Consider the following 24,463-nt stretch of genomic DNA (forward strand, 5'->3'; position numbering starts at 1 on the left):
GGAATAATTTATTTCGTTTTCTAGTACGATTAAGCAGTAAGGAATCACTTGTTACTACTATGATGGAGAAAAAGGTTGAAGGTATGAATCGATATGTTCGTATCTTCTTGATTAGTATAATCATGTCAGTAATTTGGGTTACTATACAAGACGTTAATCAACTTACGTTTAATTATCAAACTTATGACTTGTTAATGGGAAGTATATGTTTTGTCATTGTGTGCCTGTTTTATGATAAACTTTGATTAAGATAAGTTTTACAAGAAAAATGTAGGTATTTCATTTGAAATGTCGAATAGTACATACGATGTCGTAATAACAAATTTTCTATTGTTTACTGTGAAACAGGAGAAGGGGAGATAGTAGTTATGAAACGAGCTCTTATTAATATTGATTATACATATGATTTTGTAGCGGAAAAAGGCGCTTTAACTTGCGGAAAACCAGGTCAAGAAATCGAACAGGAAATTGTACATATAACGAAGCAATATATTGAAAATGGAGATTACGTAGTGTTTGCAATTGATAAACATGAAGAAAATGATGAATATCATCCCGAAGCGAAATTATTCCCTCCTCATAATATAGCAGGTACAAATGGTAGAGACTTATTCGGTGAGTTACAAGAAGTATACGAAACATATAAAAATGCTGAGAATGTATATTATATGGATAAAACGCGATACAGTGCGTTTGCTGGAACAGATTTAGAGATGAAGTTAAGAGAAAGAGGAATAGAAGAAGTTCATCTTGTAGGTGTTTGTACTGATATTTGTGTTCTTCATACAGCAGTAGATGCGTATAATAAAGGATTTAAAATTGTTGTTTATGAAAAGGCAGTTGCATCTTTTAATGCGCAAGGGCATGAATTTGCACTTGGACATTTTAAATCTTGTTTACATGCAGAAGTGAAATGAAAAAGAGGCCTTTAAAAAGGTCTCTTTTTTGAGTTTAAACCGAGACGACATTTTGCTCAATTAATTTTTTTATGAATGGACTAATATTTTGTGGTAGCTCATTTAAATTAAAAAACTGTACATGTAATGATTCGACTCGATCAGCTTGTAGCGAGCCACCTGTAATATCTTTGCAAAGGTAAGCGATTGTCATAGGGTAAAATTCATCTCCGTTCGGTAATTTCACAAAAAATTCTTTACCTGAAAATACACTTACCAGCTGAAGTGTACCAATTTCAATTCCTGTTTCTTCAAGTACTTCTCGTCTTCCAGCTTCTTCTGTAGATTCACCAAGTTCCACAAAACCTCCTGGGACACCCCACATGCCATTTCGCCTTTGTTGTAGTAATATTTGTCCTTGTTCATTGAAAACAGCTACCGCAACGCCTGCTAAATTGAGTGGCCTTGATCCAACAACTTCTCTTAGTTCTTCAATATATCCCATTGGTTGTAACCTCCGTGAGTAATAATATTTTCAAATGAACTATTCGATATAATGTAAATGTTTTCCTTTTGTTGAGATGAGTAGTGTAGTTTTAAAGTAAAGTCATAAAAAATTTCAATTGCCAGCTCCCTTTAGGTTATGAAAAAGGGTATATTTATAGAAGAATGTCTAATGAATTTAAAAAATATAGCGGCTTTGTATAGAATTTTTATTAGTTAAGGAAGTGGATGGATGAGTTTATTAACGTATACTGAAGAATTTTTTAATTATGTAAGGGAGTTTTTACTTTTAAGATTTTTGCTATTTGCTTTAGTTTTAATCATTATTTCGTTTGTAATAAACCGTATTATTGATTGGTTTTTTAGGAAATCAAGCTTTTTTGATGAAGAGGTAGAGCAGACAATTCAAAGTGTAATTCGATCTATTTTTAGATATATCATTATCATCAGTCTTATCATATATTTAATTAGCCAATTTGTAGATATAAAAAGTATTATTGCAGGTGCAGGGATAGCTGGAGTTGTCATCGGTTTTGCTGCACAACAGATGCTAAAAGATGTTATATTAGGCTTTGCAAGATTAGCGGACAAAGAGTTTCGAGTTGGTGATTTTGTAACTTTTAACGGAACAAATTCAGGAACTATTGAAGAGATTAGTATTCGTTTTATGCAAATACGTGAATGGTCAGGAAAATTACTTACCATCCCACACGGAGAGATTAGAACGATACAAAATTTTAATAAAGGATGGATGCGTGTAATTGAACGTATCACGGTAAGTTATCAGGAAGATCCAACAAGAGTGAAGGAATTGTTAGAAGAAGTATGTGTTATATGCAATGAAAAATTGGATCAAACTCTTTATAGAGTAGAGGATGAGGCTGTTGAACCATTTAAATACGTCGGTGTTACAGACTTAAATCCTAACCTGAAATATGTTGGCTATGAATTTTGTATTACAGGTTTAATAAAGCCAGAAGATTATTTTGAAACTTCTAGACAAGTAAGATTTGAATTAATGTCTATATTCCATAAGAATCAAGTGCAAATGCCGGCAGCGAATATGGTTGTTACTACTGAAAGTTTACAGCATATTCATGGTGGACAATCTTTATCGGACAGCTAAAGTAGAATCGCTTGTTAACAAAAATTCTGATTCCAACATTGGATAGAATAACAATAATAAAATGATTGATATAAAGAAAGGGCTGAAGGAATTCGGTTCTTTTTTTATTTATAGAATTTAGAAATTTCTTAATGTTATAATTGTAGTTGGTGATGAGAATGAACTTTGAAGAAAAAGAGATGCATCGTTTAGAAGCATTAAAAGAAATTGCTGAATTATTAAATGAAGCAACAAACTTACAGGATATGTTAGAAAAAGTGTTGCATACATTGTTACAAGTAATGAATTTACAAACAGGGTGGATATTCTTTATTGATGAAAGTGGAAAGCATAGCATGCTTGTAGACGAAAATTTACCAGAGGCTCTTACGTGGCAAGAGAAGAAGCCGATGTGTGAAGGAAACTGTTGGTGTGTAGAACGTTTTGTGAATGGGAGATTAGAAAAAGCGACTAATATTATTGAATGTAAGCGAATAGAAGATGCAATTGAATGTAATTGGGGAGAGACAGAAGATGTTACACATCATGCGACAATTCCGCTTAGGTCTGGATCAGAAAAATTTGGTCTACTAAATGTGGCTGCGCCTCATAAGACTCATTTTTCAGAGGAAGAGTTAGCATTATTAGAATCAATTGCATTTCAAATTGGAACAACAATACAACGTATTCAGTTAGTTGAGAAAGAACGTAAATATGTAGTGGTAGCGGAAAGAAATCGACTTGCACGTGATTTACATGATTCAGTAAAACAATTGTTATTTTCTATTATGCTAACAGCGAAAGGTACTTTGAATATGACGCAAGATAGAGAATTGCAAGAGATGTTAAGTTATATTGGAGAATTATCACAAGAAGCATTACAAGAGATGACTCTATTAATTTGGCAATTAAGACCTGAAGGATTAGAGAAAGGGTTAGCAGAAGCAATTCAAAATTACGGGAAGTTATTAGGAGTTCAAGTGGAAGTTCGAATTGATGGGATGGTTTCAATTGGGGATGAAATAGAAGAAGTTTTATGGCGTATTAGCCAAGAGGCGCTACATAATTGTAAAAAGCATGCTTCGTGTGAAAAGGTACATGTTCTTTTGAAAATAGAAAATAACCAGTTACATTTTTACATAGAAGATAATGGAATAGGATTTATACAAGAGCAAGTAAGGGAGTCAGCACTTGGCCTGAAAAGTATGAAGGAACGTATTCAGTTAATGAAGGGGTCGTTTCAAATTATAACAGAGCTGAGAAAGGGTACAAAAATAGAAATTCAATTGCCGATTTGAAGGGGAGAATAAGATTGAAGATTAAATTGCTACTAGTTGAGGATCATCATATCGTTCGAAGAGGACTTGTATTCTTTTTGAAAACGAGAGAAGAATTTGAAATTATTGGGGAAGCGGAAAATGGCGAAGAGGCATTACATTTCGTGCAAAAAGAAAGACCGGATGTCGTACTAATGGATGTATCGATGCCGAAAATGGATGGAATTGAGGCAACAAAACGTCTAAAGCAATACGATGAGACGATAAAGGTACTTATATTAAGTAGTTTTTCAGAGCAAGATTATGTTATACCAGCACTTGAAGCTGGAGCAGATGGTTATCAATTAAAAGAAGTACAACCTGAGCAACTTGTCGCTTCTATTATTGCAGTACATCAAGGAAATGCGAATTTTCACCCGAAAGTAACACCTGCATTAATGGGGCGTACCGCAGTAAAGAAGGAAATAGAAAATCCTTTTTCAATGTTAACGAAAAGAGAGCAAGAGGTACTTCGCGAAATTGCGAAAGGAAGAAGCAACAAGGAGATTGCAGCAGAACTTCATATTACAGAACAAACTGTGAAAACACACGTTTCAAACGTTTTAGCTAAATTGGAAGTGGATGATCGTACGCAAGCCGCATTATACGCAGTGAAACATGGGGAGGATTATTCATAAGCATGAATAATTCTGTTATATCGTATGACAGAATACATAGGAGCAATTAAAATTTATAGTAATCCCTAATATAGGTTTTTCTTCTTTCAATAATTAGGTACAATAAAGTTAAACTAATCGGTTTTTACAGGATAAAGCTACGATAGAAGAGGAGGATATGCTATGCCTGGTACAAGGAGTGGGATTGGAAAGATTCAGGCTTCGTTAAATGGTTTATCACCGAAATTGCGAAGTATTGCCGAACATATTTTGAAACATCCACAAGATGTTGTACATAAATCTATTACAGAATTAGCTGAAGTTACGAGTAGTTCCGAAGCGACGATATTCCGCTTATGTAAACACCTTGGTTTGCAAGGTTTTCAAGATTTAAAGATTACATTAGCTCGTGAAATTGTACATACACCGATGCAAAATATTCATGAAGAGGTATCAGCAGAAGATAGTATGGTAACTGTTGCTAAAAAAGTTTTTCATTCGCATATTACAGGACTGCAAGATACTTTACATTTGCTAAATGAAACAGCACTTGAGCAGGCTGTACGAGCTTTGCAAGAAGCAAGGCGAATTGAGTTTTATGGAAATGGTGGCTCTGGTATTATTGCGATGGATGCGTATCATAAGTTTATGAGAACGGGTATTTCTTGTATCGCTCATACTGATTCGCATTTTCAAATTATGGGAGCAGGTTTACTCTCGGAAAATTCAGTTGTTATTGGCATTTCTCATTCTGGTAGCAATAAAGGGTTACTTGAAGCGTTAGAAGTAGCGAAAGCAAGAGGGGCCAAAATTATTGCGATTACGAGCTATAAGAAATCAGCATTAAGTCAGCTTGCTGATATAACGTTATATACATCAACACGTGAGACTGAATTCCGTACAGAAGCAAGTTCATCACGATTAGCACAGTTAAGCTTATTAGATACTTTGTATGTAGGGTTGTCGTTGCAGCGACAAGAAGAAACACTAAAAAATTTACAAAGTATACGTGAAACGATTTCGATGAAGCGAATATAAAAAAGCTCTTCAAATGAAGAGCTTTCAGATTGTAGACAAACTATTTTTGGAGAGTTCAAATGCTAAAAATAGTTTGTCTCGTATTTTATGGATAATTTATCTAATTGTATTTATATGTAGTGCTTTCTATATATAATTTACTATAAGTGAGGAAGGTGTCTTATGAAAATATCCGTTTATGTTGCAAGTGCATTTAGCAAGGATCATAAAGGCGGAAATAAAGCAGGAGTGGTATTTATTGAGAATACAAATACATTGACCACTACTCAAAAAATGACAATAGCGAAACAACTGGGTTATGCGGAAACCGCATTTATATCAGAATCTGAAATTGCTGATTATAAATTTGAGTATTTTACTCCAAAAGAAGAAGTTGATTTATGTGGTCATGCCACAATTGGCTCTTTCGCGATACTGATGCATTTAAATAAAATTTTCAAGAATCGCTATACGATTGAAACGAACAGCGGTGTTCTTACTATTACCATAACAGATGACATCATATTCATGGAACAAAATAAACCGATATTCTATGATTTTGTATCTCCAAATGAGTTCACCGACTGTTTTGACATTAAAGATATAGACAATAAATACCCAATCCAAATTGTCTCCACGGGCTTAAAAGATATTTTAATTCCTATAAAAAGCGAAACACAATTACATGCACTGCAACCTAATTTTGAAAAAATTAAAGAAATCAGCAAGTATTATAATGTTGTTGGGATGCATCTATATACTTTTAATGACAATCGAATTATATGCAGAAATTTTGCTCCACTATACGACATTAATGAAGAAGCAGCGACTGGAACTTCAAACGGTGCATTAGCTTGCTACCTTTATGAACAGCACTATTTGCAAAAAGAAGTCTATGTATTTGAACAAGGTTATTCTTTACACTCGCCTTCCGAAATATTAGTTAAATTAGCAACCAATAGCAAAAATAAAATAGAAAAAGTTTATGTTGGCGGTAAAGGCTATTACTGTGAAACTAAGTGTTTAAATGTAGAAAATATTGAGTAAAGAGCTTTTTTTTATCGTTGAGAAGTTTGTTAATTTATTTTATTTTCTTTTCTTTTAGAAATGTATGACTTACATATAGTCAGTGATAAACTCTCATTTTTAAAAATTAAAAATAAAGACCGATTTGTGTAATGATTCAAATATTGTTCATAATTTCACAATTTGTTTATGAAGTGTCATGTTATGATGAACATGTAATGATGATTGAATACTTAAATTTGGTACGGTAACTAGCCAAAGTAGTGAGGAAAGTAGTTGTGAGATAAACTCATTAAAACGCTAGAACACTAAAGGGGAGATCACATATGAAAGCAGTAGTGGTTAATAAAAACAGCAAAGCAAACATCGAAGTGGTTGAAAAAGAATTACGTCCGTTACGCTCAGGTGAAGCGTTAGTAGATGTAGAGTATTGTGGAGTTTGCCACACTGATTTACACGTTGCGAATCATGATTTTGGTAACACTGATGGCCGTATTCTTGGTCATGAGGGTGTAGGTATTGTTACGAAAATAGCTGATGATGTTAATTCGCTAAAGATAGGTGACCGTGTAAGTATTGCATGGATGTTCCAATCTTGTGGACGTTGTGAATATTGCGTAACTGGTAGAGAAACATTTTGCCGTGAAGTTAAAAACGCAGGTTATTCAGTAGATGGTGGTATGGCTGAACAATGTATCGTTACAGCTGATTATGCGGTAAAAGTACCAGAAGGATTAGATCCTGCTCAAGCATCATCAATTACATGTGCTGGTGTAACTACATATAAAGCTATTAAAGTATCAGATATTAAACCTGGTCAACCTATTGTAATCTATGGCTGCGGTGGATTAGGTAACTTAGCTATCCAATATGCTAAAAATGTATTTGGTGCAAAGGTAATCGCAGTAGACATTAATGACGACAAATTAGCCTTAGCGAAAGAAGTTGGTGCTGATATGACTATCAATCCAATTTCTCAAGGTCCTGCTGATAAAATTGTTCAAGAGGAGCTTGGTGGCGCTTATGCTGCGGTAGTAACAGCAGTCTCTAAAGTAGCCTTTAACTCAGCAGTTGATGCAGTACGTGCTTGCGGTAAAGTAGTTGCAGTAGGGCTACCAGTAGAAACAATGGACTTAAACATCCCGCGACTTGTACTGGATGGAATTGAAGTAGTTGGTTCTCTAGTCGGTACTCGTAAAGATTTGGAAGAGGCGTTTATGTTTGGGGCAGAAGGAAAAGTAGTGCCGGTTGTTCAAACTTGTTCGCTAGATAAAGTACAAAATGTATTCGAAGAAATGGAACAAGGTAGAATTCAAGGGCGTATGGTAATTGATTTTAAAAAACATAATTGTGATTGCAAATAATTCACTTTAAATATAAAAAGCATGAGTCTAGCAAAGGACATGTAAAAAAGTTAGACAGCATAAGAAGATGATCCCTGTATTTAATATGGATCATCTTCTTTATTTTCTACTAATATCGATGCCAATTAATACTTGATTAATGAGAAATGATTAAAGGTTTACTTTATTTGCAAACGAAAAGGAATCTTTATGTTTAACAAATTTTTTATGATCTGGAACGTTTTGAATTGCTACAATTTGCGAATCTCTTGCTTTCAGTGCATCTTGAATCCCGATGGTCATAAGCTTAATAAATAGAATCGTAATAAAGAATGAAGCGAGAGTATAAAAAATAATCCACCATGAAAGATTCATTTCATTACGATTTAATCCAATAAGACCTGCCCAATCATTAGATAGAGAAACAGGTTTGAGCACTCCGTCATAGAGTTCACGCATTTGTATGCCGCCAATTACAATGTTAAGCAACGCTAAATGGATAACGAGTATGAGTGTTTGGACGATATGTTCCATAAATAATACAAATAAGCGGTCAAGTAATAAGACTCGTAAGTGTTTTTTAATAATATGAAAACGACTAGCCCCCAGTAATTGTGAACTTAAGATGTAATCTTGTTTCATAAATTCATCAACCTCTGAGGATATGTATAAAGAAAGTGTAGGCAGAGCGACGAAAATAAGTACGAGTACTTGATAAAACGTAAATGAAATATTTGGATCTACCCCATCAGCATTTGATGTGATTATAATATTAACGGGCGTGATGAGTATGAATGCGATAAATAGAGTTGGAATATAATAAAAAACTTCTGAGCATGACTGGAAAAATCTCTTGAGTTTTGGAGCAAATAAACTTAAGAGGATTCCTATACATGTTCCGCATAAAATTCGAAAGAAGCTAATTGCCACGGCTAATAAAATAGTAAATTTTGCTCCTTCTACAATTTGTAAGAAAACAGACTCTCCAAAACGATCAGAGCCAAAAGGTGGAATTAACGATGGTGGAAAGGGAGCCTTTCCAAGTAATTCGTTATTTTCATTGTAAAGTAACTGAGGAGGTTTTGGGATGTTATCTTTAAAGAACCAACTATAAATAAAACTAGCTGAAATAAGTATGAATAAATAAGTAAAGCCGATTAAAAAGCGTTTTGATTTCCAAATAGATTTCATAATGATACTCCTTTCAATTGCTTTTTCCATCTATTCATCATGAATGAGATTATTTGGAAAATGGCGTAAAACGGTAAAATAATCATAACAAGTATAATAAATGTAGCTGGAGGTGAAACAAACGCCTTATTAAATAAAAATTGAATAATGCCTTCCATATTAAAAACAAATTCTAAAATGAATAAATTAGAAAGTAAGAAAACAAAAATCGTTTTTAAATGGTGGAAGAAGTGGATAGATATATTTTTGAATAAATGAATGCATAATATATAACTTGATGAAAGGCCTTTTCCATATGCAACCTCTACGTAATGTTTTCCTTGTTCTTCTTTTATGTATAACACCATCATCCGAAACATTTGTAATGTAGGTAAGACAGCTAATGATAAAATAGGGAGTAAATAAGCTCGATTTTCATTAAAAGAAATAATAGTGACAGGAGATTCCCCAAATTTCTGAAGTACCCATATGAAAAATATTTGCAAACAAATCATCATCATCATATCAGGGACAGCTTCTAATATGAACACAATTCGGTTTATCCATTTTTTTATATAATCTTTTGCTAAAAAATAAAAAAATGCCATGCTAGATGATAAAAAGAGAGCAAGAAAAAAGGCTGAAAATAATATAGTAAATGAATATAGGTAAGGTTCTAAAACAGTTGGAAATAATGGTGTTTTTTTGAAATGGCCAAACTTCGGGTCTGATCCTATAATCACTAATGATTCAAGGGAGAAGACCTGTTTTAACATGGTAACGATCTGATTAAAAAAATAAATTGGTTGAAAGGTAAATCCTTGTTGAGTGATAAATAAATAAGGTAAATTTAATAATAGTAAGAGTGATAAAAGAATTGATGAAAGCTTAATTGTGAATTGAGATATTGTATTTAACATTAAATCCCTCCGACATCTTTTTACAACATTATACAATGAATTCTATATTATTGTTTTATTTTTCTGAAAAATAAAAATACTGTTGAATTTTATAGTATGCAAGATATATTTACAAGATAAAAAAGTAATAGTAGGGGCCGCGCTCTATTTTTATCAAGACAAAAGGACTAGTGAACTTAAAACAATAAACAAGAGCAAAATGCACAGAATTTTCATTCTGCGGGTAGTTACTTTTCTTGGCTTGATAGCGATATTACGTGACCGCTAAAAATGAATATTGCTTTTCAACTCTTTCTTCATGCAAATGAGTAGAACGTATGGAGGACTATGTATGTGTTGTTAATGAGAGGAAAGAGTGTATTGCGTAACGAATATAACGTAATTTTACCGCAAGGAGTAGCTAAATTTAGTGTATAAGTGAAATGGAATGAGTAGATTTATTTTTTTATATGAAAAAAATTTTCTTTTTATAACTTGATAAATGAAAAAATATTTTATATACTAATTCATGTAAACGGTTTACTAAATCGTATTTTGCTAGAAATGAAGGGAAGATTCGCATGGAAACAAGGGGGAGAGTAATCGGGATTGATATCGGTACCACAAGTACGAAAACGGTTGTGTTCACAGAAAAAGGAAAAGTCATTGCATCACATGCAATCGATTACCCAATTATTCAACCGAACGTCGGATGGGCTGAGCAAGATCCTGATGTAATATGTGCCGCTGTATACAAAAGTGTAAGCGTTGCCATCGAAAAGGGTAATGTATTACCAGAAGATATTTCTTCAATCGGTATTAGTACAGCTATGCACGCATTAATTGCAGTAGATGAAAATGGTGCGCCATTAACGCGTTCTATCATTTGGGCAGATAATCGAAGTACGAAGCAATCAGAAAAATTATTACAACAAATGAATGGGCATGAAATTTATAGACGTACAGGTACACCAATTCATCCGATGTCACCACTTTCTAAATTGTTATGGATGAAAGAAGAGGAACCAGAGTTATATACAAGTGCTTATAAATTCATTTCCATTAAAGAGTATGTGATTTACCAATTATTTTCACGCTACGTAGTTGATTATTCGATTGCTTCTGCTACGGGGTTATTTAATTTAGAAACATTAAACTGGGATGAAGATGTTTTAACTATGTTACATATGTCACCAGAACAATTATCAACCCCTGTACCAACTACATATATTTTATCAGGTATGAAGCCAGAATTAGCACAGAAGATGGGGATAAGTGCAGAGACACCAATTGTCATAGGAGCAAGTGATGGGGTTCTTGCAAATGTAGGAGTTGGGGCGATATCACCGGGTGCGGCTGCAATTACCATTGGAACGAGTGGTGCGGTTCGAACAATCTCATCAAATATAAATACAGATGAGAAAGGGAGAACGTTTTGTTACGCATTAACAGATGAGCACTGGGTAATCGGTGGTCCAACGAATAACGGCGGAATATTACTGAGATGGTTACGTGATGAATTTGGTAGTCCAGAGCAAGAAGTAGCAAGAAAGCTCGGAATTGATCCTTATGATTTATTAATTAAATATGCAGAAAGCGTACCAGCTGGAGCGGATGGGCTATTGTTCTTACCTTTCTTATCTGGAGAACGCGCACCTTACTGGAATGCAAATGCTAGTGGTACATTCTTTGGAATCAATCTTCAACATAAGCGAGAACATTTTATACGTGCAGTGATGGAAGGTGTTTGTATGAGTGTATATTCAGTAGCACTCGCAATTAGAGATTGTACAGGGCCACTTACTGAAATACGAGTTTCAGGAGGGTTTGCGAAATCTGCATTTTGGAGACAAATGTTGTCCGATATGATGGGGAAAGAATTGCTTGTACCTGAAAGTCATGAAGCATCTGCGCTTGGGGCAGCGGCAGTTGCTTTATATGCTGTAGGAAAAATTGATTCTCTTGAAGAGGTAAAGGATTGGATTGATATTGTTCATCACCATGTACCGAATAAAGAAAATACGGCTATATATTTAGAAATGTTTTATATGTATGAACGACTTTACAATCGCTTGAAAGAAGAATTTGATTGTATAGCTGCTTTCCAACGTAAATAATAGGGGGATTGGGAGAAATGGTAGTTGGGATCGTACTAGCGGCAGTTGTCATACTACTTTTACTTATTACGGTAGTAAAATGGCATCCATTTGTCGCATTAATTTTAACAGCAATTGGTGTAGGATTAGCAATGGGAATGCCTTTAATTGGAACTTCACCAAAAGATCCAGGAATTATTGATTCTATTAAACTAGGGCTTGGTAATACGTTAGGATTTTTAGCAATAGTTTTAGCACTAGGAACGATGCTTGGAAAAATGATGGCCGAATCTGGTGGTGCTGAACGTATCGCTAACACATTAATTAATCGTTTTGGGAAGAAACGAGTTCACTGGGCGATGATGTTCGTTGCATTTTTAGTAGGGATTCCGGTATTTTTCCAAGTTGGATTTGTCCTATTAATTCCGTTAGTATTTACAATCGCGTTAGAAACTGGGGTATCACTTATTACAATCGGTATTCCGCTAGTAGCAGGACTGTCAGTCGTACACGGACTTGTTCCACCGCATCCAGCGGCAATGGCGGCAGTTGGTATTTTTAAAGCAGATGTAGGGAAGACAATTTTATATGCGTTAATTGTCGGACTTCCAACTGCAATTATTTCAGGTCCACTTTACGGGAAATGGATTGGTGCTCGTATCCATAAGGAAGTACCATTAGATATAGCGGAGCAATTTATTGAAAGAGATAAGAAGAAAGAACTTCCTAGCTTCGGAAATACATTGTTTACTATTTTACTTCCAGTATTTCTTATGCTTGGTGCATCCATTGCTGAAGTAGCGTTACATAAAACGAGTCAACTTGCACAAGTGTTACACTTTATTGGAGATCCAATAGTCGCTTTATTAATTGCAACGATTTATTCTTTCTTTAGCCTTGGTTATGCAAAAGGATTTTCTAAAGATAAAGTATTACAATTTACAAATGATTGCCTTGGGCCAATTGCAAACATATTGTTAGTGATTGGTGCAGGCGGCGCATTTAATAAAGTACTATTAGATTCTGGAATTGGAACGACAATTGCAGATATGGCGAAAGAATCGCATATTTCACCGATATTATTAGGGTGGGGAATTGCGGCACTAATCCGAATCGCAACTGGATCGGCAACTGTTTCTATGATGACAGCAGCTGGAATTGTAGCACCGATTGCAGCAAGTACACCTGGTGTAAATGTTGAACTACTAGCACTTGCAACAGGCGCAGGGTCATTAATTTTATCACACGTGAATGATTCGGGATTTTGGATGATTAAAGAATATTTCGGAATGACTGTGAAAGAAACATTATTAACATGGACCGCAATGGAGACTATACTATCAGTTGTAGCACTTGGATTAATTTCGATATTAAATATATTTGTATAGAATGGGAGATTGATTAATATGAAACTAGGTTTAATTGGATTAGGAAAAATGGGATTCCCATTAGCTGAACACTTACATGAAGACAAGCATGAAGTAGTTGTATACGATGTAAATAAAGAGCTTGTAGAAAAGGCAGGAAAACTAGGAATTACTGCACGTCATACATTAAAAGAAATGATCGCTGAATTAGAAGCTCCTCGTACGATCTGGGTAATGGTGCCTGCAGGAGAAGTTGTAGAGTCAGTATTAAAAGATGTGTATCCGTTATTAGATGAAGGTGATATCGTTATTGAAGGCGGAAATTCATTCTATAAAGATACGTTACGCCGTGCTGAAGAAGCGAAAAGCTTTGGGTTACATTATGTAGATATCGGTACATCTGGCGGTGTAGAAGGAGCTAGATACGGTGCTTGTTTAATGGTTGGTGGAGAAAAAGAAATTTATGACCAATTAGAACCTTTATTTAAAGATTTAGCAGTAGAAAATGGCTATTCTTATGCTGGCCGCGTTGGTAGTGGTCATTTCTTAAAAATGGTTCATAACGGTATTGAGTACGGCATGATGCAAGCAATCGCTGAAGGATTTGAAGTACTAGATAAGAGTGACTTTGATTTCAATTATGAAGATGTTGCAAAAGTATGGGCGAACGGATCAGTAATCCGCGGTTGGTTAATGGACTTAACTGAAAAAGCATTTGCAGATGATCCTAAACTTGATGGCATTAAAGGTGTAATGAACTCTTCAGGAGAAGGGAAATGGACTGTTGAAACTGCGCTTGAGTTACAAGCAGCGGCACCAGTAATCGCGATGTCATTATTTATGCGCTATCGTTCTCAGGAAGATGATACATTCCATGGAAAAGTAGTTTCAGCACTACGTAATCAGTTCGGTGGACATGAAGTTGTAAAAAAATAAGGATGTTTTTGAAAAGAAACTTGTGCATAAGCGCAAGTTTCTTTTTTATAGTTTAAGAAATTACTAATTTACAAATACCAATCAATCATCGTTTTTTTGTCACAAATGACAGCTTCAACATTCATTGATTGAACAATATATTCTATATTTTCTTCTTTAGCTAATAATAAGGTTGTAAAGGAATCGTATATACTCATAAACGCATACTCATTGTCTTCGCCAGTAATAATTAACTCATTATTGCTAATGTCCCAAATATCTAATGGAGTAGTATTATTTACCTGTAATAATCCGTTTGTATCAAGAATTGGTTCAGAGAAATATAGATTTCTTGCACCTTTAGAACCGAGGAGTTTAAGTAATTTGTGTAATAAAAATATAGACGTATAATCTTCTGTTGGATAATAAAGATCTTTTTTTAAGTTTGAATGTAGCTTTTCAGCTAAATCCTCTCTTTTATATTCTTCTGAAAGGGCACTAATGGAAGTCAACATGGCCATTGCTAATTCTGCGTATGAATGTAATCCACTACAAGACATCATTTCCTTCCAAGAAACGGATTTCCCATTATGAATGATTTCTTCAGTGCTAGGATAGATGTGCTCATATGGTCTTTTTCTCACAGACTTTTCCCATCCTAAAGGCATTTGGATAAAAGGATGTAGCAATATAGCTGCAGATTTAAAGTTTCTTGGTAGTTGTTCTAAAATTGGTGATTTGTCATCTAGCCAAATGTAATCCAACAAAATATAACCTCCCCTTAGACTTTGAAATGTACGGATTCCCATATTATATTTTTTGGCATTGATTGTATCAAATATAAAGCGAAGTATGAAATATGTCCCAACATAAAAGTAAGAATAAATAAAATGAAGTTTTCATAAATAGTAAAAGGGTGCTTATGTCATCAGTATAGCTAAGAAATGTTGTTACATATGAGAAGAGCGTGCTAATAAAATATGAGGTGGTTAAATGGGAAATGAGCAAGTGAAGTCTGTAAAGGAAGAAAAAAAGTTATGTCTTTGTATGATCGTCAAAAATGAGTCTAGAATTATGGAAAGATGTTTAAATGCAACAAAATCAATTGTAGATTTTGTTTCTATTTGTGATACTGGATCGACGGATAATACGCCTGAAATTATTGAAAATTGGTGTAAGGAAAATGAGATACCTGGAACGGTTCATCATGAGCCGTTTAAAAACTTTGGTTATAACAGAAGCTTAGCTGTTTCATTAGCGCAAAAAACATATCCAGAAGCGGATTATTTATTAATATTAGATGCAGATATGATTTTAGAGGTTGATCCGAATTTCGATAAAACGAGCTTAACGGAAGATCATTATCTTACATTGCAATATGATGTTCATATTAAATATTGGCTTACACGTCTTTTGAAAGCTTCTTTACCATGGAAATCTGTCGGTGTTACTCATGAGTATTGGGATATAGATCGTTCAAAAGTTGGAGTGAATTACAATACGAGGGTAGATCGGTTAGAGACTCTTGTCGTGAATGATCCTGGAGATGGCGGGAGTAAAGCTGATAAATTTGAAAGAGATGAGAGGTTGTTATTACAAGGAATAAGCGACCCAGAAACAACGCCGGATTTGCATATAAGATATTTATTTTATTTAGCGCAGACTTATTTTCATTTAAGTCAATTTGAAGATTCGATTAAATGGTATAAAAAACGAGTGGAAGCAGGGGGATGGGTTGAAGAGGTATTCTATTCGTTATTGCGAATAGGATTTTGTTATGAGCAGTTAACAAATCGTTCAGCAAATAAACAAAATGAAGTGACAGATGCTGATGAAAAAGAAACTGTTAAAGGGCAAGAAGAGCAATATTTAGCATTAGCTGTTTTTTATTTTCAAAAAGCGTGGGAATATAGACCAACCCGGGCTGAACCATTATATCAACTTGCAAGGTTGTATCGATTACGATCTCAAAACAATATTGCTTTGATGTATGCTCTGCAAGGGAAGGAAATTCCTTTTCCAAAGGATGATCTTCTATTTGTAGATTATCATGTGTATGATTACTTATTTGATTATGAAATTTCTATTAGTGCTTTCTATATACCTCATAAAAAACATTTAGGGGCCGTTTCGCAAAAATATTTGGAATCGATTAAAGAAGAGATTCCATTTCATATAGCAAATATAGTAGAGAATAATGCAAAATTTTATTAAATACATTTTCGGTTAAAGGAGTAGTGGAGTAATCATGGAATTAATGCGATGGGCGATTGAACTAGGAGAATCGGTGCATGGAAATACGTATGAAGAATTGATGCCACTACTAGACTATTATTATGATCGTGATCATTTAAAAGCGTATTGTATCGCAAATCTTCTTTTAAACATGGATGTATTAGATGAACATCGGGAAAGAATCGAATTAAGAAGATGCATTGCTGCTTATTATGCTGGATTATATAAAGTAGCAAGAAAACATGCAAATGAGTTAGTACTTAAACATCCGGATGTAGATTTATATAAAAATAATCTAAAATTAATGGAAGCTTATTTGAATAAAGAATATGATTATTGTCTTTTTATATGCCCAAAGACATACGGTAGTTTCATAGATGTTGCGCGAGCTTTAAAGTGGCGGTTGGAGCAGGAGGGGAATACAGTAATTATATCAGAAACAATACTGGGAAATGTAAAGAATACAATTGTTTTTGGAGCGCATACATATGCATATAACCCGAACCTTCTTCCGAAAGACGCAATTATTTATAATTTAGAACAGCTATACGAAGGAAGTCCATATGCGCACCCCCTTTATTTAATATTATTAAAAGATAGAGTGATTTGGGATTATAGTAAACAAAATATAGAATGGTTAAAACAAAAAGGGGTAGGAAAAGAAATAAAACATGTAGAAATGAACTATGCTCCAACTTTGGAAATAAAAAAAGATGCATTTGAAGATGAGATTACTGAAGATATTGATATTCTGTTTATAGGTGCTCTTAATCCGAGGCGGCAAGCTATTTTTGATCACCTAAAAGCGATTGCCCCGAATTTAAATATAGTTTTTAAAAATAATGCGTGGGGAATTGTTAGAAATGAATTGATTGCTAGGTCGAAAATTATATTAAATATTCATTTTTACTTATCAGGAATTCTTGAAACACCTCGCGTGTCTTATGCAGTCGCAAATAAAAAATTTATTATTTCCGAAAATAGTAATCCAGAAGATGAGGTAGAGTGGCCGGGAATTGTATTTACTCCGTACGAAAAAATAATTGAAAACGTAATGAAATATATAGAATTACCAGAAGAACGGAAAAGATTAGCGGAAAAAGCATATAATCATTTTGAAGCAAATGAAAGTTTAGGTACATTGAGTCTGAGAGATGAAACGAAGTAATTGTACGAAACTCATACGAAAGTATGAGTTCTTTTTTGTTTATCATACTATTTTATGAAACAAGTTAACTCTTTATATTGTATTTTGTATAGAAATTTCTGATAATATATAAGTAGAACTTAAAAACAAAGGGGAGAAATAATCATGAAACTAGTCGTTATTAACGGTACACCAAGAAAATTTGGCAGAACTCGCGTGGTGGCAAAATATATTGCGGATCAATTTGAAGGGGAATTATATGATTTAGCAATCGAGGAGTTACCTTTATACAATGGAGAAGAGTCACAACGTGATTTAGAGGCAGTAAAAAAATTGAAAACGTTAGTGAAAGCTGCGGATGGGGTTGTATTATGTACACCAGAATATCATAATGCGATGAGCGGTGCGCTGAAAAACTCTTTAGATTACTTAAGTAGTAGTGAATTTATTCATAAACCAGTTGCGTTGTTAGCGGTTGCTGGTGGCGGTAAAGGTGGAATAAATGCATTAAACAGCATGCGAACGGTCGCTAGAGGTGTTTATGCAAATGCAATTCCAAAACAAGTTGTGCTTGATGGATTACATGTGCAAGATGGGGAACTTGGGGAAGATGCGAAACCATTAATTCATGATGTAGTTAAAGAGTTAAAAGCATATATGAGCGTATATAAAGAGGTGAAAAAGCAACTAGGAGTGGAGTGATATGTCCTCCCTTTATCATGATTCTCGCTTGTATTACATTCTAGGGGCCAATAGTCTATCTGCTATTGGTTCCGGAATTGTTATGATAACGATTCCGTGGCTGTTAATTAAAGAGAGTGGAGGAGAGACAACATTTGGTTATGTTTCTATCATTGCAACCCTCATTATGTTTTTATTAACACCATTCATTGGGCAAAGTATTGATCGTTTTTCAAGAAAATCTTTATTGCTATGTAACGAAGGAATCGGAATAGCTGTAATTGGAATAATGTTTATATGGGGATTTGCTGGGCAACCTTATCATTCTATTCACTATATTCTTATTTATATAGCCGGATCATTCTACTATTTATTATTTTATCCTACAATATTTGCGTTCAACCAAGAGATATTTCAAGCGGAACATTATAAAAGTTTAAGTGGAACGATGGAAATACAAGGACAGTTAACACAAGTTATTTCTGGAGCGGCCGCGAGCTTCTTAATTGAAATTGTATCTTTGAAGTGGATTTTGTTAGTAGACATGTTAACTTTTGCTGGAGCATTTTTTCTTTTCTTATGTATACCGTACGTAAAGAAAAAAGAAGTGAAAAGAAAAATAACATTTAAGAAGCAATTATTTGAAGGAATTCACTTTATGAAAAAACGTCCTAAGCTCTTTTGGTTCTTACTGGCCACTTATATGCCGTTTATAGGTGTTATGATGGCAAATTATTTAATACCAGTTTATATTTCGGATATACTTAAAGCCAATGCCTCTGTATACGCAATAGAGGGGATGATGTACGGTGTTGGAGCGGTTGTTGCAGGAATCTGTATTCCACTCATAATGAAATATGTAAAAACAGAAGTTTCAATCGTTATGACGATGTTCATTTATGTAATTTCAATTACCGCAATGAGTATTGAACCTTCCGTAATTTTCTTATATGGACTTGCAATTTTTCATGCAGTTGGAAATGCGGGTACAAGAGTGGCGAGAAATGTATTGATGATGGAGGAAATTCCAAATGAAGTAATGGGACGTGTAGACAGCTTATTTCGCCTAATTGGTACTGGAATACGAATTTTATTATTAATGTTGTTTACAGCGGGTGTATCTAAAGTTGGAGTCATGCTGCCGTTTTACGTATTAAGCTGCATATTGATCTTCTCATTAGGAATCGCTATTTATTATGTACTATCACAACGTAAAGTAGCGGCGCATGTTTCTAATAAATCAATCGTTTGAAAAAACACTTCTGCCTCCCTTTCTTTTTCTATATAATAACAAGAAAGGGAGTGAATACTTATTTATGAACAAATGGATCTTTCTTATGATTTTATTATTACCGCCACTATACATCATTTATATGACGTTTCGAATGAACAAAGTTGCTCGTGAAAAGTTGAGCTATCACTCTCCGTACGTTCTTATACTGGGTGCAAAGTTATTTGGAGATAGACCGTCTTTATCTCTTCAAAATCGTTTGGATGTAGCGTTGGAGTATTTATTTTCCCATCCTGAAGCGAAAGTAATTGTTTCAGGTGGCCAAGGAGAAGATGAAGATATACCGGAAGCTCATAGCATGAGAAACTATTTAATGGTACATGGTATAGATGAGAGTCGTATTTTAATAGAAGATCAATCTACAAATACGTATGAAAACTTAAAGTTTAGTATGGATTTATATAATGTGAAACATGCGGTAGTTGTAAGTAATACGTATCATTTATATCGAACGAAAATAATTGCAAAGCGTTTAGGCATGAAGATGGAGGCACTAGCTGCTGAAACACCAATTCGTTCTAAGAGAAAAATGTATGTTCGCGAATATGCTGCTATTATGAAAACAATATTGTTCGATCGTTAGAGCTCAAATGCGAGCTCTTTTTTAATTTAAAAGCGTATCATTTGAAATGAATGCCATATTCCATCAAAATAAAGGAAACAACAGTAAAGGAGTTGTATTTGTGATTCAATTTAATCATGTGTCAAAATCGTATGAAGATGGCACGAAAGCAGTGGATTCATTGCATTTAGAAATTAAAAAGGGAGAATTTTTTGTTCTCATCGGTCCGAGTGGTTGCGGGAAAACAACGACAATGAAGATGATTAATCGTTTAATCGAAACGACTGAAGGGTCGATTTTAATCGATGGAAAAGATATTCAACAATATAATATAAACGAATTACGTTGGGATATAGGATACGTGTTGCAACAGATTGCTTTGTTTCCTCATATGACAATCGCTGAAAATATTGCAGTTGTTCCTGAAATGAGGCAATGGAGCAAAAAGGAAATAAAAGCACGCGTCGATGACTTGTTACATATGGTTGGATTAGATCCGGATATATATCGAGATCGTATGCCTGATGAATTGTCAGGAGGACAAAAACAACGTGTCGGTGTCGTGCGAGCATTAGCCGCAAACCCGAAAATCGTTCTTATGGATGAACCATTTAGTGCGTTAGATCCATTAAGTAGGGAACAGCTTCAGAAGGATATTGTACAGTTGCAAAAAAAGATTCAAAAAACAATCGTGTTCGTAACACATGATATGCAAGAAGCATTATCACTTGGAGATCGCATTTGTATTATGAAAGAAGGAAAAGTTGTTCAACTAGATACACCAGAAGGAATTATACATAATCCGAAAAATGAATTTGTAGAGGAGTTCATTGGAAATCGTGGACGAACTTGGTATGAGGAGAAAAGTGTAGCAGATGTATTGCCGCTTGATCAAAGTGTGCAATTAGAAGGGCAGGCACTATCATTACATTCTTCTTTAGAAGAAGCGCTAGTTCGTGTGCGTGACGAGGAGGTCGTTCCAGTTGAAGAAAACGGTCAATATATTGGAGCGTTAACAAGTCGTCATATTGTCAATTACATTGTTGAACAAATGAAGGAAAGAGGTTAAACAGTGAATAATTTTATACAAACGTTCCAAGAACGAAAAATAGAATTACTAACTGCATTAAGTGAGCATTTACAAATATCGCTTATTTCATTATTTTTTGCAGTAATTATAGCGGTGCCACTTGGCATTTTATTAACAAGAAAAGAACGAATGGCTGAATTTATAATAGGAACTTCTGCGGTAATGCAGACAGTGCCATCACTTGCATTACTCGGACTATTAATTCCGTTAGTAGGAATCGGAAAACTTCCAGCGATTATCGCATTAGTTGTGTATGCACTATTACCTATTTTACGAAATACATATACAGGAATAAGGGAATTAGATGAATCACTAATAGAAGCCGCGAGAGCTATGGGGATGAATAGTTGGAGAAGGTTGTGGAAGGTAGAACTTCCTCTTGCATTGCCTATCATTATGGCCGGTATTCGTACAGCGATGGTATTAATTGTTGGAACGGCTACATTAGCAGCTCTCATTGGTGCTGGTGGGCTAGGTAAGCTTATATTATTAGGTATAGATCGAAATGATCATGCACTTATCATTTTAGGGGCCGTACCAGCCGCGTTACTCGCTTTATTCTTTGATATAGTACTTCGCATACTTGAACGACCGAAACGCTCTTCTAAGCGTGTTATATTGACGATATGTATAGTTGTAGTAATGATTGCTTCTCCATTTCTTTGGAGTACAGAAAAGAAAGATATTGTTATTGCGGGCAAACTTGGATCAGAACCTGAAATTTTAATTCAAATGTATAAGCAGCTTATTGAACAAGATACCGATTTACACGTACAATTAAAACCAGGTCTTGGGAAAACAGCATTTGTATTTGAAGCGTTGAAATCAGGTGAAGTAGATGTGTACCCAGAATTTTCAGGAACAGCGCTATCTACTTTCGTGAAAGAAGAACCAAAGAGTACAAATCGTGATGAAGTATATGAGCAGGCTCGCGTTGGACTGGAAAAGAAATATAATATGATTATGTTGATGCCAATGGAGTATAACAATACATATGCACTAGCCATGCCGAAAAAAATAGCAGATCAAAAGAATATAAATACTATTTCTGATTTAGGGAATGTTGCGCAGGAAGCCAAAGTAGGATTTACATTGGAATTTGCTGATCGTGAAGATGGTTATAAAGGAATGCAAAAATTATATAACTATAAGTTCTCGAATGTTAAAACGATGGAGCCGAAGCTGCGTTATAGCGCAATTCAATCTGGAGATGTTAACGTAATTGATGCATATTCAACAGATAGTGAATTGGAGCAATACGGACTAAAAGTGCTAAAAGATGATAAAGGGTTATTCCCACCTTATCAAGGAGCACCATTATTAAGAAAAGAAACGTTACAGAAATATCCTGAACTTGAAAAGGTATTAAATAAATTATCTGGAAAGATTACAGATGAAGAAATGCGAAAAATGAATTATGAAGTTAATGTGAATGGTAAAAGTAGTGAAGAAGTCGCAAAACAATTTTTACAAAAAGAGAATTTACTTCGTTAAATTTACAAGAAATATACAAATTTATATGTTTGAAATGACCGTTCATTACAAAATGAGCGGTTTTTTTGTGCATACTTATACATTTTTTCAAAAAAGTATTCCATTTTTGTTCATTTTCTTTTAGAATAAGTAATGTTTTCCTGAAAAAATATAAGAGAAACGTCTATTAGAGAAAAAGGTGACTTTAATAGTTGAACGAACATAACACCTAGAATGACAGATGGGGTGGTACAAATAGAAAAGAAATTAGGATTCTTTCCATTAATCGCATTAGTAGTTGGAACGATGGTTGGTGGCGGTGTTTTTAGTTTACCGCATGATTTAGCAGTAGGAGCAAACAGTGGCGCAATAATAATTGGCTGGTGTATTACAGCGATGGGAATGATTCCACTTGCGCTCGTATATCAAACGTTAGCAAGACAAAAACCGGAACTTGAAGGTGGAATTTATAGTTATGCACGTGCTGGTTTCGGTGAATATATTGGGTTTAATAGTGCTTGGGGATATTGGCTAGCAGGAATCTTAGGTAATGTCGCAACAATTATGTTACTGTTTAGTACATTAGGTTATTTCTTCCCAATTTTTAAAGGAGGAAATAATGTTGCGTCAATCGTTGGGGCATCACTTTTATTATGGACACTTCACTTTCTAATTTTATTTGGAATTCGTGAAGCTTCTATTATGAATGTTATCGCAACAATAGGAAAGTTAGTTCCAATCGTACTATTTATCGCTGTAATGGTAACAGCATTTCGCTGGGACACATTTACACATGATTTTTGGGGAGAAGGAACCTTCTCACTTTCTGCTATACTTGGTCAAGTGAAAAATACAATGCTTGTAACACTTTGGGTTTTCATTGGAGTTGAAGGAGCGGTTGTATTATCCGGAAGAGCGAAAAATAGCCGAGACGTTGGTAAGGCAACAGTAATGGGGCTTATTTTAGTAATGTCCATTTATATTTTAATTTCTGTCCTATCAATGGGAGCTATGACAAGAGGCGAACTTTCTGTGTTAGAAACTCCGTCAATGGGACATGTATTAGAGCATGTTGTTGGTCCATGGGGGGCAGGTGCGATTAATATCGGGTTAGTTGCTTCACTTGTCGGTACATTAATTGGCTGGTTTTTACTTGTTTCTGAAATTTCTCATGTAGCCGGAAAAGATGGCGTATTTCCGAAAGTCTTTACGAAAACAAATAAAAAGCAAACACCGCACATGGCATTATGGATTTCAAATGGTGTTGCCCAAATTATATTTATCATCGTTCTGTTTTCAGAATCAACATATCAAATTATGTATTTCATTGCATCAACATCAATTTTATTACCATATTTATTATCAGCGTTATTCCAATTTAAATTAGTCATTACAAACGAGCTAAAAGACGCTAAATTAAAAAATGGAGCGTTAGCTTTAATTGCTTCGATTTACTCTGTATGGCTTCTTTATGCAGCTGGTTTAAAGAATTTACTACTCGTTTCAATTGTGTATGGAATTGGAATTATTGTTTACACGTTTGCAAGAAAAGAACAAGGGAACCGTTGTTTTGCAGGTGCAGAGAGATATGTGATGGGGGCAATTATTGTTGCGGCTATCACATCCCTGTATATGTTATTAACTGGAAATATAAAAATGTAAAAAGTCCTTTTTATTTAAAGGGCTTTTTTCTTTGTTTAGAGAATATTTACT

Annotated in this window: 22 protein-coding genes; 18 read left to right on the plus strand and 4 right to left on the minus strand. The window is 34.5% G+C overall.

Annotated elements, in window-relative coordinates:
• The first annotated feature begins 368 nt into the window (after nucleotides 1–368).
• A complete protein-coding gene (locus DOS87_RS10975; RefSeq protein ID WP_000816791.1) occupies nucleotides 369–917 on the plus strand; it encodes a cysteine hydrolase family protein in 549 nt (182 codons plus the stop codon).
• Nucleotides 918–951: 34 nt separating this feature from the next.
• Here DOS87_RS10975 and DOS87_RS10980 read toward each other — a convergent pair whose 3' ends face one another.
• A complete protein-coding gene (locus tag DOS87_RS10980) occupies nucleotides 952–1,401 on the minus strand; it encodes an NUDIX hydrolase (RefSeq protein ID WP_000540506.1) in 450 nt (149 codons plus the stop codon).
• 231 nt (nucleotides 1,402–1,632) lie between these two features.
• Between DOS87_RS10980 and DOS87_RS10985 the strand changes: the two genes are divergently transcribed.
• The 6 genes from DOS87_RS10985 (at nucleotide 1,633) to adhP (ending at nucleotide 7,845) form a co-directional block, all read left to right on the plus strand.
• The gene (locus tag DOS87_RS10985) at nucleotides 1,633–2,526 is read left to right on the plus strand and encodes a mechanosensitive ion channel family protein (RefSeq protein WP_000055429.1); all 894 of its coding nucleotides are present in this window, start codon (nucleotides 1,633–1,635) and stop codon (nucleotides 2,524–2,526) included.
• Between the two features lie 179 nt (nucleotides 2,527–2,705).
• The gene (gene casK / locus DOS87_RS10990; protein ID WP_170925745.1) at nucleotides 2,706–3,803 is read left to right on the plus strand and encodes a two-component system sensor histidine kinase CasK; all 1,098 of its coding nucleotides are present in this window, start codon (nucleotides 2,706–2,708) and stop codon (nucleotides 3,801–3,803) included.
• Nucleotides 3,804–3,817: 14 nt separating this feature from the next.
• Nucleotides 3,818–4,459 (plus strand): two-component system response regulator CasR, encoded by a 642-nt coding sequence (gene casR / locus DOS87_RS10995; RefSeq protein ID WP_000694630.1) that lies wholly within the window; start codon nucleotides 3,818–3,820, stop codon nucleotides 4,457–4,459.
• 162 nt (nucleotides 4,460–4,621) lie between these two features.
• Nucleotides 4,622–5,476, plus strand: a complete 855-nt coding sequence (locus DOS87_RS11000; RefSeq protein WP_001119651.1) for a MurR/RpiR family transcriptional regulator — start codon at nucleotides 4,622–4,624, stop codon at nucleotides 5,474–5,476.
• Nucleotides 5,477–5,638: 162 nt separating this feature from the next.
• Nucleotides 5,639–6,502, plus strand: a complete 864-nt coding sequence (locus tag DOS87_RS11005) for a PhzF family phenazine biosynthesis protein (protein ID WP_000704325.1) — start codon at nucleotides 5,639–5,641, stop codon at nucleotides 6,500–6,502.
• Nucleotides 6,503–6,807: 305 nt separating this feature from the next.
• Nucleotides 6,808–7,845 (plus strand): alcohol dehydrogenase AdhP, encoded by a 1,038-nt coding sequence (gene adhP, locus DOS87_RS11010; protein WP_000649140.1) that lies wholly within the window; start codon nucleotides 6,808–6,810, stop codon nucleotides 7,843–7,845.
• 150 nt (nucleotides 7,846–7,995) lie between these two features.
• On the opposite strand, the gene DOS87_RS11015 is transcribed toward adhP, so the two are convergent.
• Nucleotides 7,996–9,015: an ABC transporter permease gene (locus tag DOS87_RS11015; protein WP_000836577.1), complete on the minus strand. Its 1,020-nt coding sequence runs from the start codon at nucleotides 9,013–9,015 to the stop codon at nucleotides 7,996–7,998.
• Nucleotides 9,012–9,914, minus strand: a complete 903-nt coding sequence (locus DOS87_RS11020; RefSeq protein WP_000935302.1) for an ABC transporter permease subunit — start codon at nucleotides 9,912–9,914, stop codon at nucleotides 9,012–9,014. The genes DOS87_RS11015 and DOS87_RS11020 overlap by 4 nt, the downstream gene beginning before the upstream one ends.
• Nucleotides 9,915–10,474: 560 nt before the next feature.
• Here DOS87_RS11020 and gntK point away from each other — a divergent pair.
• Genes gntK through gnd form a run of 3 tightly spaced genes read left to right on the plus strand, consistent with a single transcriptional unit; the run spans nucleotide 10,475 to nucleotide 14,292 of the window.
• Nucleotides 10,475–12,010, plus strand: a complete 1,536-nt coding sequence (gntK, locus tag DOS87_RS11025) for a gluconokinase (protein ID WP_208730259.1) — start codon at nucleotides 10,475–10,477, stop codon at nucleotides 12,008–12,010.
• Between the two features lie 17 nt (nucleotides 12,011–12,027).
• Nucleotides 12,028–13,377: a GntP family permease gene (locus tag DOS87_RS11030; RefSeq protein WP_000260204.1), complete on the plus strand. Its 1,350-nt coding sequence runs from the start codon at nucleotides 12,028–12,030 to the stop codon at nucleotides 13,375–13,377.
• Between the two features lie 18 nt (nucleotides 13,378–13,395).
• Complete coding sequence (gene gnd / locus DOS87_RS11035) at nucleotides 13,396–14,292, plus strand: phosphogluconate dehydrogenase (NAD(+)-dependent, decarboxylating) (RefSeq protein WP_000765981.1); 897 nt, start codon at nucleotides 13,396–13,398, stop codon at nucleotides 14,290–14,292.
• A 68-nt stretch (nucleotides 14,293–14,360) separates the two neighbouring features.
• Here the strand turns inward: gnd and DOS87_RS11040 are convergent, their stop codons facing one another.
• Nucleotides 14,361–15,125 (minus strand): DUF2711 domain-containing protein, encoded by a 765-nt coding sequence (locus tag DOS87_RS11040; RefSeq protein WP_025989024.1) that lies wholly within the window; start codon nucleotides 15,123–15,125, stop codon nucleotides 14,361–14,363.
• Between the two features lie 139 nt (nucleotides 15,126–15,264).
• Here DOS87_RS11040 and DOS87_RS11045 point away from each other — a divergent pair, with 139 nt between their 5' ends.
• The 8 genes from DOS87_RS11045 (at nucleotide 15,265) to DOS87_RS11080 (ending at nucleotide 24,412) form a co-directional block, all read left to right on the plus strand.
• Nucleotides 15,265–16,485, plus strand: coding sequence for a glycosyltransferase (locus DOS87_RS11045; RefSeq protein WP_000526226.1), 1,221 nt, complete (start codon nucleotides 15,265–15,267; stop codon nucleotides 16,483–16,485).
• A gap of 34 nt (nucleotides 16,486–16,519) precedes the next feature.
• Complete coding sequence (locus tag DOS87_RS11050) at nucleotides 16,520–17,674, plus strand: CgeB family protein (RefSeq protein WP_000422336.1); 1,155 nt, start codon at nucleotides 16,520–16,522, stop codon at nucleotides 17,672–17,674.
• 144 nt (nucleotides 17,675–17,818) lie between these two features.
• Nucleotides 17,819–18,355, plus strand: coding sequence for an NADPH-dependent FMN reductase (locus tag DOS87_RS11055; protein ID WP_000780355.1), 537 nt, complete (start codon nucleotides 17,819–17,821; stop codon nucleotides 18,353–18,355).
• A gap of 1 nt (nucleotide 18,356) precedes the next feature.
• Nucleotides 18,357–19,586, plus strand: coding sequence for an MFS transporter (locus tag DOS87_RS11060; protein WP_000097155.1), 1,230 nt, complete (start codon nucleotides 18,357–18,359; stop codon nucleotides 19,584–19,586).
• Nucleotides 19,587–19,650: 64 nt separating this feature from the next.
• Nucleotides 19,651–20,208: a YdcF family protein gene (locus DOS87_RS11065; protein ID WP_001045718.1), complete on the plus strand. Its 558-nt coding sequence runs from the start codon at nucleotides 19,651–19,653 to the stop codon at nucleotides 20,206–20,208.
• A 100-nt stretch (nucleotides 20,209–20,308) separates the two neighbouring features.
• On the plus strand, nucleotides 20,309–21,256 hold the full coding sequence (locus DOS87_RS11070) for an ABC transporter ATP-binding protein (RefSeq protein ID WP_000614075.1): 948 nt from the start codon (nucleotides 20,309–20,311) through the stop codon (nucleotides 21,254–21,256).
• Between the two features lie 3 nt (nucleotides 21,257–21,259).
• Nucleotides 21,260–22,771 (plus strand): ABC transporter permease/substrate-binding protein, encoded by a 1,512-nt coding sequence (locus DOS87_RS11075; protein ID WP_208730260.1) that lies wholly within the window; start codon nucleotides 21,260–21,262, stop codon nucleotides 22,769–22,771.
• Between the two features lie 213 nt (nucleotides 22,772–22,984).
• Nucleotides 22,985–24,412, plus strand: coding sequence for a basic amino acid/polyamine antiporter (locus DOS87_RS11080; RefSeq protein WP_017763116.1), 1,428 nt, complete (start codon nucleotides 22,985–22,987; stop codon nucleotides 24,410–24,412).
• Nucleotides 24,413–24,463: the final 51 nt, after the last annotated feature.

The organism is Bacillus sp. CR71, from assembly GCF_003429245.1.
Lineage (GTDB): Bacteria > Bacillota > Bacilli > Bacillales > Bacillaceae_G > Bacillus_A > Bacillus_A thuringiensis_S.